12 protein-coding genes are annotated in these 15,720 nt (G+C 69.5%); 1 reads left to right on the top strand and 11 read right to left on the bottom strand.

The genetic code is table 11. From position 1 onward, the window contains the following. Positions 1-6: 6 nt before the first annotated feature. The 11 genes from OG758_RS36690 to tkt form a co-directional block, all read right to left on the bottom strand. Positions 7-996, bottom strand: a complete 990-nt coding sequence (locus OG758_RS36690) for an ABC transporter permease (RefSeq protein WP_116503022.1) — start codon at positions 994-996, stop codon at positions 7-9. A 10-nt stretch (positions 997-1,006) separates the two neighbouring features. Continuing rightward, complete coding sequence (locus OG758_RS36685) at positions 1,007-2,701, bottom strand: ABC transporter substrate-binding protein (protein ID WP_326713831.1); 1,695 nt, start codon at positions 2,699-2,701, stop codon at positions 1,007-1,009. Between the two features lie 31 nt (positions 2,702-2,732). Continuing rightward, positions 2,733-3,599 (bottom strand): ROK family protein, encoded by an 867-nt coding sequence (locus OG758_RS36680; RefSeq protein ID WP_326713830.1) that lies wholly within the window; start codon positions 3,597-3,599, stop codon positions 2,733-2,735. A 197-nt stretch (positions 3,600-3,796) separates the two neighbouring features. Then, a complete protein-coding gene (locus tag OG758_RS36675; protein ID WP_326713829.1) occupies positions 3,797-5,488 on the bottom strand; it encodes a carbohydrate binding domain-containing protein in 1,692 nt (563 codons plus the stop codon). A gap of 112 nt (positions 5,489-5,600) precedes the next feature. Beyond that, complete coding sequence (locus tag OG758_RS36670) at positions 5,601-6,200, bottom strand: histidine phosphatase family protein (protein ID WP_326713828.1); 600 nt, start codon at positions 6,198-6,200, stop codon at positions 5,601-5,603. A 19-nt stretch (positions 6,201-6,219) separates the two neighbouring features. Further along, a complete protein-coding gene (gnd, locus tag OG758_RS36665; RefSeq protein ID WP_326716161.1) occupies positions 6,220-7,095 on the bottom strand; it encodes a phosphogluconate dehydrogenase (NAD(+)-dependent, decarboxylating) in 876 nt (291 codons plus the stop codon). Between the two features lie 17 nt (positions 7,096-7,112). Beyond that, positions 7,113-8,759, bottom strand: coding sequence for a glucose-6-phosphate isomerase (pgi, locus tag OG758_RS36660; RefSeq protein ID WP_326713827.1), 1,647 nt, complete (start codon positions 8,757-8,759; stop codon positions 7,113-7,115). Next, positions 8,752-9,687: a glucose-6-phosphate dehydrogenase assembly protein OpcA gene (opcA, locus tag OG758_RS36655; protein ID WP_326713826.1), complete on the bottom strand. Its 936-nt coding sequence runs from the start codon at positions 9,685-9,687 to the stop codon at positions 8,752-8,754. The genes pgi and opcA overlap by 8 nt, the downstream gene beginning before the upstream one ends. Continuing rightward, entirely contained in the window at positions 9,684-11,216 is a 1,533-nt protein-coding gene (gene zwf, locus OG758_RS36650; protein ID WP_326713825.1) for a glucose-6-phosphate dehydrogenase, read from the bottom strand. The genes opcA and zwf overlap by 4 nt, the downstream gene beginning before the upstream one ends. Beyond that, positions 11,213-12,349 carry a transaldolase gene (gene tal, locus OG758_RS36645; RefSeq protein ID WP_442810375.1) on the bottom strand — a complete coding sequence of 379 codons (1,137 nt, stop codon included), beginning with the start codon at positions 12,347-12,349 and terminating at the stop codon, positions 11,213-11,215. The genes zwf and tal overlap by 4 nt, the downstream gene beginning before the upstream one ends. 37 nt (positions 12,350-12,386) lie before the next feature. After that, positions 12,387-14,471 (bottom strand): transketolase, encoded by a 2,085-nt coding sequence (gene tkt, locus OG758_RS36640; protein ID WP_326713823.1) that lies wholly within the window; start codon positions 14,469-14,471, stop codon positions 12,387-12,389. A 193-nt stretch (positions 14,472-14,664) separates the two neighbouring features. Between tkt and OG758_RS36635 the strand changes: the two genes are divergently transcribed. Next, complete coding sequence (locus OG758_RS36635) at positions 14,665-15,579, top strand: helix-turn-helix domain-containing protein (protein WP_326713822.1); 915 nt, start codon at positions 14,665-14,667, stop codon at positions 15,577-15,579. Positions 15,580-15,720: the final 141 nt, after the last annotated feature.

Genomic DNA, 15,720 nt, shown 5'->3' with positions numbered 1-15,720 from the left:
GGGCACTCACCCCTTCGCCCTGGCTCGCGGATCCAGCCACACGGTCGCGATGTCCACCGCGAGCAGCGCCACCAGGACCGCGACCGTGAACAGCATGAACAGGGCCTGCATCAGCGGGTAGTCGACGTTCTGGACGGCGTTGTAGAGGAGGTAGCCGATGCCGGGGTAGTTGAAGACGTACTCGATGAGGATCGCGCCCGAGATGACGAAGCCGAGGGACATGGCGAAGCCGGCGAGGTTGGGCAGGATCGCGTTGCGGGCCGCGTAGCCGTACATGATGCGGCGGGAGCCGAGGCCCTTGGCGCGGGCCATCCGGACGTAGTCCTCGGCCAGCGTGGTGATCATGTTGTTGCGCATGGTGAGGATCCAGCCGCCGATCGTCGTGATGAGCAGCGTCGCCGCGGGCAGGACCGCGTGGGACAGGACGCTGCCCACGAAGCCCGGGGAGAAGCCGGGCACGATCGTGGTGTCGTAGTTGAAGTTGGCGGGGAGCCAGCCGCCGGTGCCCTGCGAGAAGACCAGGATCAGCAGCAGGCCCACCCAGAAGTACGGCAGCGCCGAGGTGATCACGAAGATCGGCGGGAGGATCGCGTCGAGGGCGCCTCCGCGCCGCCAGCCCGAGACCGTGCCGATGAGCGTGCCCAGCACGAACGCGAGGACCGTGGTGATGCCGACGAGGCCCAGGGTCCAGGGCAGGGCGCCGCCGATCAGCTTGGTGACCGGCTCGCCCAGCGTCTGGCCGATGGAGCGGCCCCAGTTCCCGGTGAACATGTGGCCCAGGTAGTCGACGTACTGGACCGCCACGTTCTGGTCGGGCTTGAAGCCGAACGACGTCAGCATCTGTTCGAGCGCGTCGCGGGAGACCCGGCCGCGGGTGCGCACGACGAGCGCGTCGACCGGGTCGCCCGGCATGAAGCGCGGGATGAAGAAGTTCAGGGTGAGGGCCGCCCAGAGCGTGAGGAGAAAGAACCCCAGGCGGCGCAGTATGAAGCGCACAGGTCACCGCCTACTGGGCCGACTTGGAGTACAGGTGGGTGAGCACCTGGCCCGTGTCGGGGAAGTTGTAGGCCGCGGGCTGGGCGTAGGGGTTGTCCTCGGTGGGCCAGCCGGCGATGTCCTTGGTGTTGTACTGGAACCAGTCCACCGCCTCCACGACGGGGATGACCGGGACGTCGTCGAGCATGTACTGGGCGACCTGCTTGACGATGGCGACCTGCTCGGTCTCGCTCGCGGACGCGTAGTCGTTGAGGAGCTGGTCGACCTTCGGGTTCCTGTAGCGCTCCCAGTTGCTGGCGGCGTTCTTGCCGAGCGGCGCGGTGTTCGCGGAGTGCAGCACCTGACGCAGCTCGTAGTACGGGGTCGGGCCGCTGGTCTGCTGGCTGTAGTAGGCCAGGTCGTAGTCGCCGGTGTAGAGCTTGCCCACCATGGTCTGCTGAGCGAGGTCCTGGACGGTGAGGTCGATGCCGACGGCCTTCAGGTTCTGCTTGATGACGTTGAGGGAGGCGTCCCAGTCGGTGTAGCCGGTGATCGTGATGATCTTCAGCTTGAGCGGCTTGGACGGGGAGTAGCCGAGGCCGGACATGAGCTTCTTCGCGCGGGCCGGGTCGGGCCGGTCGAAGCCGGCCTTCTCGACGGCCGCCCTGTCGTAGTACTTGTCGAACGTCGGGGTGACGATGCCCGACTGGTTGGCGGCCGGTTCCTGGCCGCCCACGCCGATCTTGGAGACCTTGTCCCGGTCGATGGCGAGGGAGATCGCCTGGCGGACCTTGAGGTTGCTGGTCATCTTGTGGGACGGGTCGAGGTTCGGGTGGATGCTGACGTTCTGGACCGGCGGCGACCACGTGTGGTTGTCGGCCGACTTGTCCAGGTAGAACTGCTTGATGCCCGGGATGAACTGGCTGCCCCACTGCGCCTTGCCGTTGGCGAGGTCGAGGTTGGCGGGGCCGTTGTCGAGGTAGGCCGGGTACTCGACCTTCTGGATGTACGGCTTGCCCTGCTGCCAGTAGTCGGGGTTGGCCGTGTACTGGATGTTGTTCGGCGAGCAGGGGCTGACCTCGAACGGGCCGGTCCCGACGGGCTTCTTGTCGACCCAGGTGTCGGGGTGGGCGGCGGCCGCGCCGGTGCCGAAGACGTGCTCGGGCACGATGGCGACCTGGTGGGCGAACGCGTAGAAGTAGGGCTGCGCCGCCTTCTCGAACTTCAGGGTGACCTGGTCGCCGGAGGCGGTCGCCGACCGGAGTCCGGCCGTGGTCCACAGGGCGTACAGGTCGGTGGACTTGACGCGCTTCATGAGGTTGAAGGTGAAAGCGACGTCCTTGGCGGTGAGCGGCTTGCCGTCGTTCCACTTCACTCCGGAGCGGATCGTGAAGTCGATCTGCGTCTTGTCGGCGTTCCACTTGTAGCTCTTGGCGAGCATCGGTGTCTCGGCCTGGTTCTTGAGGGTGTTGACGTAGATCAGGGGTTCGTAGACGAAGCCGATGGAGGTGTTGTAGACGGCCGGGTTGAACGGGTTGAAGTTGCAGGTCCAGGTCTGCCCCGCCGTGTTGGCGATGGTGACCGTGCCGCCCTTCTTCTTCGGGCCGCTGCTCTGTGTGGCGTCGTTGCTGTCGGAGCCGCCTTTGTGCTTGGTCTCCGAACAGGCCGTCGCCGTCACGGCGAGCACGCCGATGACCGCTGCGGCGAGGATGCGCGTGGGCCTCATGTCCTGCCAGTCCCTTCGTGGGCCGGGTGCGTCAGGTTCGGGTGCGCGCGGCCTCGACGGCCAGCGCGAGTGCCCCGAGCAGGGGCGCGTCGTACGGGTGCGCCGCGGGTACGAGCTGCGGCGGGTAGGGCACGGCCGCGTCCAGGGCGGTGCGCAGCGGTGCGTGCAGAGCGGCCCAGGAGCGGACCATGCCGCCGCCGACGACGATCCGCTGGGGATCTACGGCGATGGCGAGGTTGACGAGATGGAAGGCCAGCTCATCGATGAACTCCCCCATGTGACCGGCGAGTTCGGCGGACCGGTTGGCCCCCGCGGCCCGGCTGAGGGCCTTGCCGCTGACGACGTCCTCCAGCGGGGTCCGGTCGCCGGAGTCCCGTCCGACGTCGGCGACCGTGCGCAGGTTGTAACCGATCTCGCCGGACGCACCGTGCCGTCCGGCCACGACCGTGCCGCCGGCCACGATGGCGACGGCGAGCCCGGTGCCGAGGTTGACGTACAGGCCCGGGTCGCAGCCCTGCAACGCCCCGGCATCGTGCTCGTAGCGGGCCGCGGCCTTCACGTCGGTGGCCAGGCGAAGCTCCGACCCGGGGAATTCCAGGGCGAGTTCATGGCCCAGGGCGAGCTCTTCCCAGCCGGGGATGTTCGGGGCGAGGGCGACGCCTGCGGCGCCGGGGATGCCGATGGTGGACACCCCGACGGCGACGGGTTCGCGGCCGTCGAGAAGCGTTCGGGCGGCGCCCACGGCCCTTTTGAGGCTGGCCCGTGCGCCGTGCTCCGCCGCGGTCTCGACGGTGAGGTCGTGCAACCGGGTGCCGTGCTGGTCTGCGACGGTCAGGGCCGTCTTGGTGCCGCCGAAGTCGAGTGCGAGAACGACGGGCGCGGAGGGGGGCACGTTCACATGGAGCTCCTCACGCGGGTGGGAGGCGCCAGTAAAGTTACGTAACTAAACGAGGTTGCCCGGGACTGTACGCGCGATGCGTCTCCCGCGTAAGCCTGTGCGCCCACAGCGAAGTTGAGGATCTTCCGGGCCTCTCGGGGCGTTCGGCAACGACAAGGCCCCCGGGAGTCCCGGGGGCCTGTCCGGTGCGCGGGTGCTCAGCCGGTGAACCCGGCGGTGATCTTCGTGAACTGCCAGTTGTCCTGGCTGATGCCGGAGCAGTTCTCCGCCACTCCCCCGCCCGCGCACGGCCGGTCACGGTTGACCGACCAGAAGGCGAGGCGGGCGATGTGGTGGCTGTTGGACCAGTCCTTGACCTGGGTCCAGATCGCCGGCGTCGTGGTCTCCTGCTGGTCGCTGAGGCCGTTCATGCCGGAGATGCCGATGTGCGCGTACGCCGTCGTGTCGTCCCAGCCGAAGACCGACTTGAGCTTGGTCTTGAGGCCCTCGGCGGCGTTCACGGTGCTGCCGTACATGTCGGAGCCGCCGCCGAAGTCGAACGGCATGATCGTGAAGACGTCGATGTCCGCGTTCAGGGCCTTGGACTGCTCGATGAGGCGGTTGCCGTAGTACGTCGGTCCGGTCGTCGAGGTGCCGAAGGTGAGGATGGTGCGCAGGCCCGGGTTGTTGGCCTTGACGATCTTCAGGGCGCCCAGGATGCGGTCCTGGACGGCTTCGTTCTCGAACTCGTCGGAGTTCTCGATGTCGACGTCGATGGCCTTGAGCCCGTACGCGTCGATGACCTTCTGGTAGGCGCCCGCGAGGGCTTCGGGGGTCGAGCAGTTGGGGCCGAGCTTGTTGCCGCTCCAGCCGCCGATGGACGGGACGACGTCGCCGCCCGCGGAGCGGATGGCGTTGATCGCGGTCTGGTCCTGGCCGCCGGTGAGGGCGCGCTGGCCGTCCCAGGCGGGGTTGCAGCCGCCGGAGGAGAGGACGAACGCCATCGTGAACCACTTGACGCCGGTCGCGTTCATCACCGTGGCCGGGCTGGGCGGGTCACCCCAGCCGGTGTAGAAGTACGGGGCCGCCTGCTTGAAGCCGGTGCCGCCGCCGGAGCCCTGATCCGTGGTCACGGAGACCGAGTTGGAGGCGGCCGAGGCGTTGCCGGCCGCGTCATGGGCCTTGACCGTGAAGGCGTACGCGGTGCTCGGGGAGAGGCCGCTGACGGTGGCGCTCGTGCCGGAGACCGTCAGGAGTTTGTTGCTGCCGCCGCTGTAGATGTCGTAGCCGGTGACGCCGACGTTGTCGCTCGCCCCGGTCCAGGACAGGGAGACGCTCGTCGAGGTCTTGCCGGTGGACTTCAGGGCCGTCGGGGCGCTGGGCGCCTGGGTGTCGCCGCCCCCGCCGCCGGGCCCGTCGAGGCTGATGTCATCGGCGTAGTAGGTGCCTTGCGCGTACCAGCCCTGGGTGTAGATGGTGGCGCTGGTCTGGGAGGCGCCGGTCGTGAACTGCACCGTGAGCTGACTGTAGGCCGTCGGGGACTGCGTCCAGGTCGAGGCCCCGCCGTCCACGCCGAGGTAGACGTAGTTGCCGCGCACCCAGCCCGAGAGGGTGTAAGCGGTGTTCGGCTGGACGGAGACGGTCTGGCTGCACTTCGCGTTGTCGCTGGAACTGGCCGCCCCTGACAGGGCTTTGGTGCCGCCGTGGACCGGGCTGGACACGACCGAACCGAGCCCGCCGGAGCAGGTCCACGGGCTCGTGCTGCCGCTTTCGAAGCCCGCGTTGGACAGCACGTTCGCCGCCTGTGCGGTGGTGGGGAGGGCGACCGCGCCGGCCACGGCGAGTGCGGCGGATCCGATGAGGGCGAGAAGGCGGGGCCTTGAGGAGCGTCTCTTGCGTCTGGAGAACACATGAACTCCCGGTGGGGGCAAGGGGATTGGACCGGACACCAGCGGCGCGCGAGGCGCGACCACCAAGTTGGTATGGACCAATCCCCTTGTCAAGACCCCGCGTTCACTCGGCTCACTCGTGTCCGGGCGTCCGCACGTTCCACTCCGCGATCACCGGTCGCCCGTGCTCCGTCGAAAGGCGGCTCACCGTCCCGGTCGCCAGCTGGAACAGCCGGCCGTCCGCCGGGGTGAGGCCCAGGCGGCGGGCCGTGAGCACGCGCAGGACGTGGGCGTGGGCCACGAGGACCACATCGCCCTCCGCGAGCGCGGGCGCCACACGGGCCAGGACGCGGTCGGCCCGCTCGCCCACGGCCCCCGGGGACTCGCCGGGCCCGCCTTCGGGACCCTGCGGGACGCCCTGGGTCCACAGGTCCCAGTCCGGGCGGGTGCGGTGGATCTCGGGGGTGGTGACACCTTCGTAGGCGCCGTAGTACCACTCATGGAGATCCGGTTCGGACCTGGCCCCGCTCAGGCCCGCGAGGTCGGCGGTGCGGACCGCGCGGCCGAGCGGGCTGGTGAGGACGAGGGCGTACGGACGTCCGGCGAGGAGCGGGGCGAGGGACTTGGCCTGTTCCTCGCCGTGCTGGGTGAGGGGCTTGTCCGTCCAGCTGGTGTGCTGTCCGGACAGGCTCCACTCCGTTTCGCCGTGGCGGACCAGCAGGAGGTCGCCCATGGCTGTCGTCTCCCTCTGATTACTTCTTCTCGACGGCGTGGCCGCCGAACTGATTGCGCAGGGCGGCGATCATCTTCATCTGCGGCGAGTCGTCCTGGCGCGAGGCGAAGCGCGCGAAGAGGGAAGCGGTGATCGCGGGCAGCGGCACCGCGTTGTCGATGGCCGCCTCGACGGTCCAGCGGCCCTCTCCGGAGTCGGCGGCGAAGCCGCGCAGCTTGTTCAGGTGCTCGTCGTCGTCCAGCGCGTTGACCGCCAGGTCGAGCAGCCAGGAACGGATGACCGTGCCCTCCTGCCAGGAGCGGAAGACCTCACGCACATCGGTGACGGAGTCGACCTTCTCCAGGAGCTCCCAGCCCTCGGCGTAGGCCTGCATCATGGCGTACTCGATGCCGTTGTGAACCATCTTGGAGAAGTGCCCGGCGCCGACCTTGCCGGCGTGGACGTAGCCGAAGTCGCCTTCGGGCTTGAGAGCGTCGAAGATCGGCTGGACGCGAGCGATGTGCTCCTTGTCGCCGCCGACCATGAGGGCGTAGCCGTTCTCCAGGCCCCAGACGCCGCCGGAGACACCGCAGTCGACGAAGCCGATGCCCTTGACGGCGAGCTCGGCGGCGTGCTTCTCGTCGTCGGTCCAGCGGGAGTTGCCGCCGTCCACGACGATGTCGCCGGGCGAGAGGAGCTCCTTCAGCTCGTCGATCGTCGACTGGGTGGCGGCGCCCGCGGGAACCATCACCCAGACCACGCGCGGGCCTTCGAGCTTCTCGACGAGCTCGGCGAGGGAGTCGACGTCGGAGACCTCGGGGTTGCGGTCGTAGCCGATGACGGTATGGCCCGCGCGGCGGATGCGCTCGCGCATGTTGCCGCCCATCTTGCCGAGGCCGATGAGTCCGAGCTGTATCGCGGTCATGTCTGTCTTCACTTCTTCCGGAGCGTGCGGTAGGTGGCGACGAGCGCCTGGGTGGAGGCATCGAGGCCGGGGACGTCGGCGCCCTCGGTGAGGGCGGGCTCGACGCGCTTGGCGAGGACCTTGCCGAGTTCGACGCCCCACTGGTCGAAGGAGTCGATGTTCCAGACGGCGCCCTGGACGAACACCTTGTGCTCGTAGAGGGCGATGAGCTGGCCCAGGACGGAGGGCGTCAGTTCCTTCGCCAGGATGGTGGTCGTGGGGTGGTTGCCCCTGAAGGTGCGATGGGGCACCTGCGCCTCGGCGACGCCCTCGGCGCGGACCTCGTCTGCGGTCCTGCCGAAGGCGAGGGCCTGACCCTGCGCGAACAGGTTCGCCATCAACAGGTCGTGCTGGTCGGCCAGTTGAGCCGAGAGCTCGCCGACCGGGCGGGCGAAGCCGATCAGGTCGGCCGGGATGACCTTGGTGCCCTGGTGGATGAGCTGGTAGTAGGCGTGCTGCCCGTTGGTGCCGGGGGTGCCCCAGACCACGGGTCCCGTCTGCCAGTCCACCGGGCGGCCCTCGCGGTCCACGGACTTGCCGTTGGACTCCATGTCGAGCTGCTGGAGGTACGCCGTGAACTTGGACAGGTAGTGCGAGTACGGCAGGACCGCGTGCGACTGGGCGCCGTGGAAGTTGCCGTACCAGATGCCCAACAGGCCCATCAGGAGAGGGGCGTTCGCTTCGGCGGGGGCGGTGCGGAAGTGCTCGTCCACGAGGTGGAACCCGTCGAGCATCTCGCGGAACGCGTCCGGGCCGATCGCGATCATCAGCGAGAGGCCGATGGCCGAGTCGTACGAGTAGCGCCCGCCGACCCAGTCCCAGAACTCGAACATGTTGGCCGTGTCGATGCCGAAGTCGGAGACCTTCTCGGCATTCGTCGACAGGGCGACAAAGTGCTTCGCGACCGCGGAGTCGTCGCCGAGCGCCTTGAGCATCCAGCTGCGCGCCGCCGTGGCGTTGGTGATCGTCTCGATCGTCGTGAACGTCTTCGAGGCGATGACGAACAGCGTCTCGGCCGGGTCGAGATCACGCACGGCCTCGTGCAGGTCCGCACCGTCCACGTTCGACACGAAACGGACCGTCAGGTCCCGGTCGGTGAAGGAACGAAGCACCTCGTACGCCATCGCGGGACCGAGATCGGAGCCGCCGATACCGATGTTCACGACGTTCTTGATCCGCTTGCCGGTGTGGCCCGTCCACTCCCCCGAACGGACCCTGCCCGCGAAGACGGCCATCTTGTCCAGCACGACATGCACCTGCGGGACGACATCGACACCGTCGACCTCGACCACCGCACCACGCGGGGCCCGCAGCGCCGTGTGCAGCACGGCCCGGTCCTCCGTCGCGTTGATCTTCTCCCCGCGGAACATGGCGTCGCGCTGCCCGAACACGTCGGTGGCGGTGGCCAGTTCCTGGAGCAGGGCGAGCGTCTCGTCCGTGATCAGGTGCTTGGAGTAGTCGATGTGCAGGTCGCCGACCTGGACGGTGTAGCGCCCGGCGCGGTCCGGGTCGGTGGTGAACAGATCCCGCAGATGGACCTGGCGCTGCTTCGCGCGGTGGTCCGAAAGGGCCGTCCACTGGGGGCGGACCGTGAGATGCGGGGTGGTGTCAGGCATGTTGAACGCGCTCCTTGGTGCCGTCGCCGCGCAGGGCGACGGCGTACATCTCGTCCGCGTCGAGGCGGCGGAGTTCTTCGGCGATCAGCTCGGAGGTGCTGCGGACCTTGAGGGCCAGGGTGCGCTGCGGCTGGCCGGGCAGGGTGAGCTGGGCGAGCGGGCCCTCGGGGCGGTCGATGCGGATCTCGCCGCCGGCCGTGCCGAGGCGGACGGCGGTGACGACCGGGCCCGCGGTGGTGACGCGCTCGACGGGCACGCCGAGGCGGACGCCCAGCCAGCGGGCGAGCAGCTCGGCGCTGGGGTTCTCGGCCTCGCTCTCGACGGCCGCCGAGGTGATCTCGGCGCCCGCCTGGTCGAGGGCGGCGGCGAGCATGGAGCGCCACGGGGTGAGGCGGGTCCAGGCCAGATCGGTGTCGCCGGGGGCGTACGAGGCGGCGCGGGCGGCCAGCGCGGACAGCGGGTCCTCGACGGCGTACGTGTCGGTGATGCGGCGCTGGGCGAGCGCACCCAGGGGGTCCTTGGCGGGAACCTCGGGGGCGTCGACGGGCCACCAGACGACGACGGGCGCGTCCGGGAGCAGCAGGGGCAGGACGACGGAGTCGGCGTGCTGGCCGACTTCGCCGTACAGGCGCAGCAGGACCGTCTCGCCGGTGCCGGCGTCCGCGCCGACCCGCACCTCGGCGTCGAGGCGGTTGCCCTGGCGGTCGCGGGGCGAGCGGGCGTGCCGCTTGATCACGACGAGGGTGCGCGAGGGGTGCTCGCGGGAGGCCTCCTCGGCGGCCTTGATGGAGTCGTAGGCGTTCTCCTCGTCGGTCACGATGACCATCGTGAGGACCATGCCCACGGCCGGGGTGCCAATCGCCCTGCGGCCTTCCACCAGGGCCTTGTTGACCTTGCTTGCCGTCGTGTCGGTGAGGTCGATCTTCATGGCCTGCGCCAGCTCCGTCCGTCTCGTGCGAGCATCTCGTCCGCTTCCTTCGGGCCCCAGCTCCCCGAGGCGTACTGCGCGGGCCGGCCGTGGGTGTCCCAGTGGCCCTCGATCGGGTCGAGGATCTTCCAGGACTCCTCCACCTCCTCCGTGCGGGGGAAGAGGTTGGCGTCGCCGAGCAGGACGTCCAGGATGAGCCGTTCGTACGCCTCCGGGCTGGACTCGGTGAAGGACTCGCCGTAGGCGAAGTCCATCGACACGTCCCGGATCTCCATCGAGGTACCCGGGACCTTCGAGCCGAAGCGTACGGTCATGCCCTCGTCGGGCTGGACGCGGATGACCACGGCGTTCTGGCCGAGTTCCTCCGTGGCGGTGGAGTCGAACGGGGAGTGCGGGGCGCGCTGGAAGACGACGGCGATCTCGGTGACGCGGCGGCCGAGGCGCTTGCCGGTGCGCAGATAGAACGGGACGCCCGCCCAGCGGCGGTTGTCGACCCCCAGCTTGATCGCCGCGTAGGTGTCGGTCTTCGACTCGGGGTCGATGCCGTCTTCCTGGAGGTAGCCGGGGACCTTCTCGCCGCCCTGCCACCCGGCCGCGTACTGGGCGCGGACGGTGTGCTCGCCGAGGTTCTCGGGCAGCCGCACCGACTTGAGGACCTTGAGCTTCTCGGTGAGGAGCGACTCGGCGTCGAAGGACGCGGGTTCCTCCATGGCGGTGAGCGCCATGAGCTGGAGGAGGTGGTTCTGGATGACGTCGCGGGCGGCGCCGATGCCGTCGTAGTAGCCGGCGCGGCCGCCGATGCCGATGTCCTCGGCCATCGTGATCTGCACGTGGTCGACATAGCTCCGGTTCCAGACGGGTTCGTACATCTGGTTGGCGAAGCGGAGGGCCAGGATGTTCTGGACGGTCTCCTTGCCGAGGTAGTGGTCGATGCGGAAGACCTGGTCGGGGGCGAAGACGTCGTGCACGATCGCGTTGAGTTCGCGAGCGCTGGCGAGGTCGTGGCCGAACGGCTTCTCGATGACGGCGCGGCGCCAGGAGCCCTCGGGTCCGTCGGCGAGGCCGTGCTTCTTGAGCTGCTGCACGACCTGCGGGAAGAACTTCGGCGGCACGGACAGGTAGAAGGCGTAGTTGCCGCTGGTGCCGCGCTTCTCGTCGAGGTCGTCGACGGCCTCGCGCAGCTGCTTGAACGCCGTGTCGTCGTCGAAGTCGCCGGGGATGAAGCGCATGCCTTCGACGAGCTGCTGCCAGACCTCCTCGCGGAACTCGGTGCGGGAGTGCTCGCGCACCGCGTCGTGGACGACCTGGGCGAAGTCCTGGTCCTCCCACTCGCGGCGGGCGAAGCCGACGAGCGAGAAGCCCGGCGGCAGCAGTCCGCGGTTGGCGAGGTCGTAGACGGCCGGCATCAGCTTCTTGCGGGACAGGTCGCCGGTGACGCCGAAGATGACGAGCCCGGAGGGGCCCGCGATGCGCGGCAGGCGGCGGTCGCGGGGGTCCCTCAGCGGGTTCTGCCAAGCGGTGATGCTCACTTGGCCTGCGCCTCCTTGCCGGCGAGGCGGTTCGCGACGGTGCCGAGCAGGTCGTTCCACGCGACGTCGAACTTGGCGACGCCCTCGTCCTCGAGCTGCTGGACGACCTCGTCGTAGGAGATGCCGAGCGCGTCGACGGCCTTGAGGTCGGCGCGGGCCTGCTCGTAGCCGCCCGTCACCGTGTCACCGGTGATCTCGCCGTGGTCGGCGGTGGCCTTCAGGGTGCCCTCCGGCATCGTGTTGACCGTGCCGGGGGCGACGAGCTCGTCGACGTACAGCGTGTCCTTGTACGCGGGGTCCTTGACGCCGGTGGAGGCCCACAGCGGGCGCTGCTTGTTGGCGCCGGCGGTCTCCAGCTTCGTGGCGCGTTCGGAGGCGAAGACCTCGTCGTACGCCTCGTACGCGAGGCGGGCGTTGGCGAGGGCGGCCCTGCCCTTGAGGGACTTGGCCTCGTCGGTGCCTACCTGGTCGAGGCGCTTGTCGATCTCGGCGTCGACGCGCGAGACGAAGAAGGAGGCGACGGAGTGGATGCCCGCCAGGTCGATGCCCGCGGCCTGCGCCTTCTCCAGGCCCGCGAGGTAGGCGTCCATGACGGCGCGGTAGCGCTCCAGGGAGAAGATCAGCGTGACGTTGACGCTGATGCCGAGGCCGATGACCTCGGTGATGGCCGGGAGGCCCGCCTTCGTCGCCGGGATCTTGATCATGACGTTCGGGCGGTCGACCAGCCAGGACAGCTGCTTGGCCTCGGCGACGGTGGCGTCGGTGTCGTGGGCCAGGCGCGGGTCGACCTCGATGGAGACGCGGCCGTCGCGGCCCTGCGTCGCGTCGTACACGGGGCGCAGGATGTCGGCGGCGGCGCGGACGTCGGCGGTGGTCATCATGCGGACCGCCTCGTCGACGGTGACGCCGCGGGTGGCGAGGTCGGCGAGCTGCTCCTCGTAGCCCTCACCGGAGCCGATGGCCGCCTGGAAGATCGAGGGGTTCGTCGTGACGCCCACGACGTGGCTGTTCTCGATCAGTTCGGCGAGGTTGCCTGACTCGATGCGCTTGCGGGACAGGTCGTCCAGCCAGATGGAAACGCCTTCGCCGGCAAGGGACTTGAGGGGCGTGACGGTGGAGTCGGCGTTGCTCATGTTCTTCATCTTCTTTCGGTGTACGGGTGCGTACGGGTCAGGCGCGGGCGGCGGTGAGGGACTCGCGCGCCTGGGCGGCGATGTTGTCGGCGGTGAAGCCGTACTCGGCGAAGAGCGTGGCGGCGTCGGCGGAGGCGCCGAAGTGCTCCAGGGAGACGATGCGTCCGGCGTCGCCGACGTAGCGGTACCAGGTCAGTCCGATGCCGGCCTCGACGGCGACGCGCGCCTTCACGGACGACGGCAGGACGCTGTCCTTGTAGTCCTGCGACTGCTCCTCGAACCACTCGACGGACGGCATCGACACGACGCGCGTGCCGACCCCCTCGGCCTCCAGCTGCTCGCGGGCGGCCACGGCGAGGTGCACCTCGGAGCCGGTCGCGATCAGGATGAGGTCGGGCGTCTCGGTGGAGGCCTCGCGCAGCACGTAACCGCCCTTCGCCGCCCGCTCGTCGAGCTCGTACGTGGGCACGCCCTGGCGGGTCAGCGCGAGGCCGTGCGGGGCGGGCCTGGTCGTGCCGCGGCGCAGGATCTCGCGCCAGGCGACGGCGGTCTCGTTGGCGTCGGCCGGGCGGACGATGTTCAGGCCCGGGATGGCGCGCAGGGAGGCGAGGTGCTCGACGGGCTGGTGCGTGGGGCCGTCCTCGCCCAGGCCGATGGAGTCGTGGGTCCACACGTACGTGACGGGGAGCTGCATCAGCGCGGAGAGGCGGACGGCGTTGCGCATGTAGTCCGAGAAGACGAGGAAGGTGCCGCCGTAGATGCGGGTGTTGCCGTGCAGCGCGATGCCGTTCATCTCGGCGGCCATCGAGTGCTCGCGGATGCCGAAGTGGATCGTGCGGCCGTACGGGTCGGCCTCCGGCAGCGGGTTGCCCTTGGGCAGGAACGAACTGGCTTTGTCGATGGTCGTGTTGTTCGAGCCCGCGAGGTCGGCGGAGCCGCCCCACAGCTCGGGGATGACCGGGCCGAGTGCCTGGAGGACCTTGCCGGACGCGGCGCGCGTCGCGACCTTCGTGCCCGCGTCGAAGGAGGGGAGCGCCTGCTCCCAGCCCTCGGGGAGGCGGCCGGCGACCACGCGGTCGAGGAGGGCGGAGCGCTCGGGCTCGGCCGTGCGCCACTCGCCGAGCCGCTTGTCCCACTCGGCGTGCGCGTCGGCGCCGCGGTCGAGGGCCCCGCGGGTGTGGGCGATGACGTCGTCGGCGACCTCGAAGGTCCGCTCCGGGTCGAAGCCGAGGACGCGCTTGGTGGCGGCGATCTCCTCGGCGCCGAGGGCGGAGCCGTGGGACGCCTCGGTGTTCTGCGCGCTCGGGGCGGGCCAGGCGATGATCGTGCGCATCGCGATGATGGACGGGCGGCCGGTCTCGGCCTTCGCCGCGGTCAGGGCCTCGTACAGGGCCTGCACGTCGGTGTCGCCGTCGGCCTTGGGCTCGATGCGCTGCACGTGCCAGCCGTAGGCCTCGTACCGCTTCAGGACGTCCTCGGAGAACGCGGTGGCGGTGTCGCCCTCGATGGAGATGTGGTTGTCGTCGTAGACGAAGACGAGGTTGCCGAGCTGCTGGTGGCCGGCGAGGGAGGAGGCCTCGGCGGAGATGCCCTCCTCCAGGTCGCCGTCGGAGACGATCGCCCAGATGGTGTGGTCGAAGGGGGATTCGCCCTCGGGGGCCTCGGGGTCGAAGAGGCCGCGCTCGTAGCGGGCGGCCATCGCCATGCCGACGGCGTTGGCGACGCCCTGGCCGAGGGGTCCGGTCGTCGTCTCGACACCGGCGGTGTGGCCGTACTCGGGGTGGCCGGGGGTCTTCGAGCCGTGGGTGCGGAACGCCTTCAGGTCGTCCAGCTCCAGCTCGTAGCCGGAGAGGAAGAGCTGGGTGTAGAGGGTGAGGCTGGTGTGGCCCGGGGAGAGGACGAAGCGGTCGCGGCCGGTCCACTCGGGGTCGGCCGGGTCGTGGCGCATGACCTTCTGGAAGAGGGTGTACGCGGCGGGGGCCAGGCTCATCGCCGTACCCGGGTGTCCGTTGCCGACCCGCTGCACGGCGTCGGCCGCGAGCAGGCGCGCGGTGTCGACGGCACGCCGGTCGAGGTCGCTCCACTCGAGGGGGCCGAGGGCGTCCGGTGTCTGCGTGCTCATCTGTACGACTTCCTTCGCATCCGTTGTGCATCCGAGGTACCGAAAGGCACCGTCCGACCGGGGCTAAAGCCCTGGTCGAACCACATACGAATCTAAAGGTCATACTTTTGGCGCGGCAGGTGCCCCCGTGCCAGCGTTCGGTGAAAATGGGACACCTGCAAGAGGCCGAGCCGGTTTGAGCCAAGGAAAGTGAATGACGGAGCAGGGTGGCGCCCATCCGAGCGCACATATGGGAGACGGGGAGCACATCCGTACGTATCCCTTCGACCCCAGCGCCAGCGTGTCCGGGGTCGGGATACAGATCGGCCCGATGGGCACGGAGGGCCCCTGGGCGGGCGGCGTCGGCCTGTCGCGCCGCGTGCACCGGATCGATTTCCACGTCCTGCTCCTCTTCCGCGAGGGCCCGGTCCGCCACATGATCGACTTCACGGAGTACGAGGTCGGAGCCGGCGACATCCTGTGGATCCGGCCCGGCCAGGTGCACGGCTTCTCGACGAGCGAGCGTTACGTCGGCACCGCGCTCACCATGCAGCCCGGGTTCCTGCCGCGCGCGATCGTCGAGGCGACGGGCCTGTACCGCTACGACCGGCCACCCCTGCTCCACCCCGACGAGGCCCAACTGGTCGCCCTGGACGCCTCGTTGGAGCAGCTGCAGCGCGAATATCTGGACACGGCGACACTGCCGCTCAGCCTGCACACCTCCGTGCTGCGGCACTCGCTCACGGCCTTCATGCTGCGGGTCGCGCATGTGTCGGCGCAGGCGGCGGCGGACGAGTGCAGGCCACAGCCGGACACGACGTTCAGCCGCTTCCGCACGGCGGTCGAGCAGGGCTTCACCACGAACCACAGCGTGAGCGCGTACGCCGACGAGCTCGGCTACTCCCGGCGCACCCTCGTCCGCGCGGTGCGGGCGGCGACCGGCCAGACCCCGAAGGCGTTCATCGACCGCCGGGTGACCCTGGAGGCGAAGCGCCTGCTGGCCCACACGGACCTGCCGGTGGGCCGGATCGGCGTGGCCGTCGGCATCGGGGACTCGGCGAATTTCTCGAAGTACTTCCAGCAGCACACAGGCGTGACACCGGCGGCATTCCGGGCCGAGCAAGCCTGACAGAACCCACTTTCCCTGGGTATGCGCGGGTCCGCGGCGGCCCCGTTTCAGCATGCGCAACGGGGGGTTGACCGTTCTCCTCCGGCCCCTTACGGTGCTCGCACCTCCCACAGGTATATCGATTAACCACTCCGTCGTTAT

Origin of the sequence: Streptomyces sp. NBC_01474, from assembly GCF_035918215.1 — a bacterium.
In the GTDB taxonomy this organism is placed as follows: Bacteria; Actinomycetota; Actinomycetes; order Streptomycetales; family Streptomycetaceae; genus Streptomyces; species Streptomyces aureus.
The sequence above is the reverse complement of the archived record's forward strand: the minus strand, read 5'-3'. Positions and strand labels throughout refer to the sequence as shown.

Excerpts from the sequence above, each read along its gene's own strand:
- OG758_RS36685 (WP_326713831.1), bottom strand. The coding sequence starts at position 2,701 with ATGAGGCCCACGCGCATCCTCGCCGCAGCGGTCATCGGCGTGCTCGCC.
- OG758_RS36670 (WP_326713828.1), bottom strand. The coding sequence starts at position 6,200 with ATGGGCGACCTCCTGCTGGTCCGCCACGGCGAAACGGAGTGGAGCCTG.
- pgi (WP_326713827.1), bottom strand. The coding sequence starts at position 8,759 with ATGCCTGACACCACCCCGCATCTCACGGTCCGCCCCCAGTGGACGGCC.
- opcA (WP_326713826.1), bottom strand. The coding sequence starts at position 9,687 with ATGAAGATCGACCTCACCGACACGACGGCAAGCAAGGTCAACAAGGCC.
- tal (WP_442810375.1), bottom strand. The coding sequence starts at position 12,349 with ATGAGCAACGCCGACTCCACCGTCACGCCCCTCAAGTCCCTTGCCGGC.
- tkt (WP_326713823.1), bottom strand. The coding sequence starts at position 14,471 with ATGAGCACGCAGACACCGGACGCCCTCGGCCCCCTCGAGTGGAGCGAC.
- OG758_RS36635 (WP_326713822.1), top strand. The coding sequence starts at position 14,665 with ATGACGGAGCAGGGTGGCGCCCATCCGAGCGCACATATGGGAGACGGG.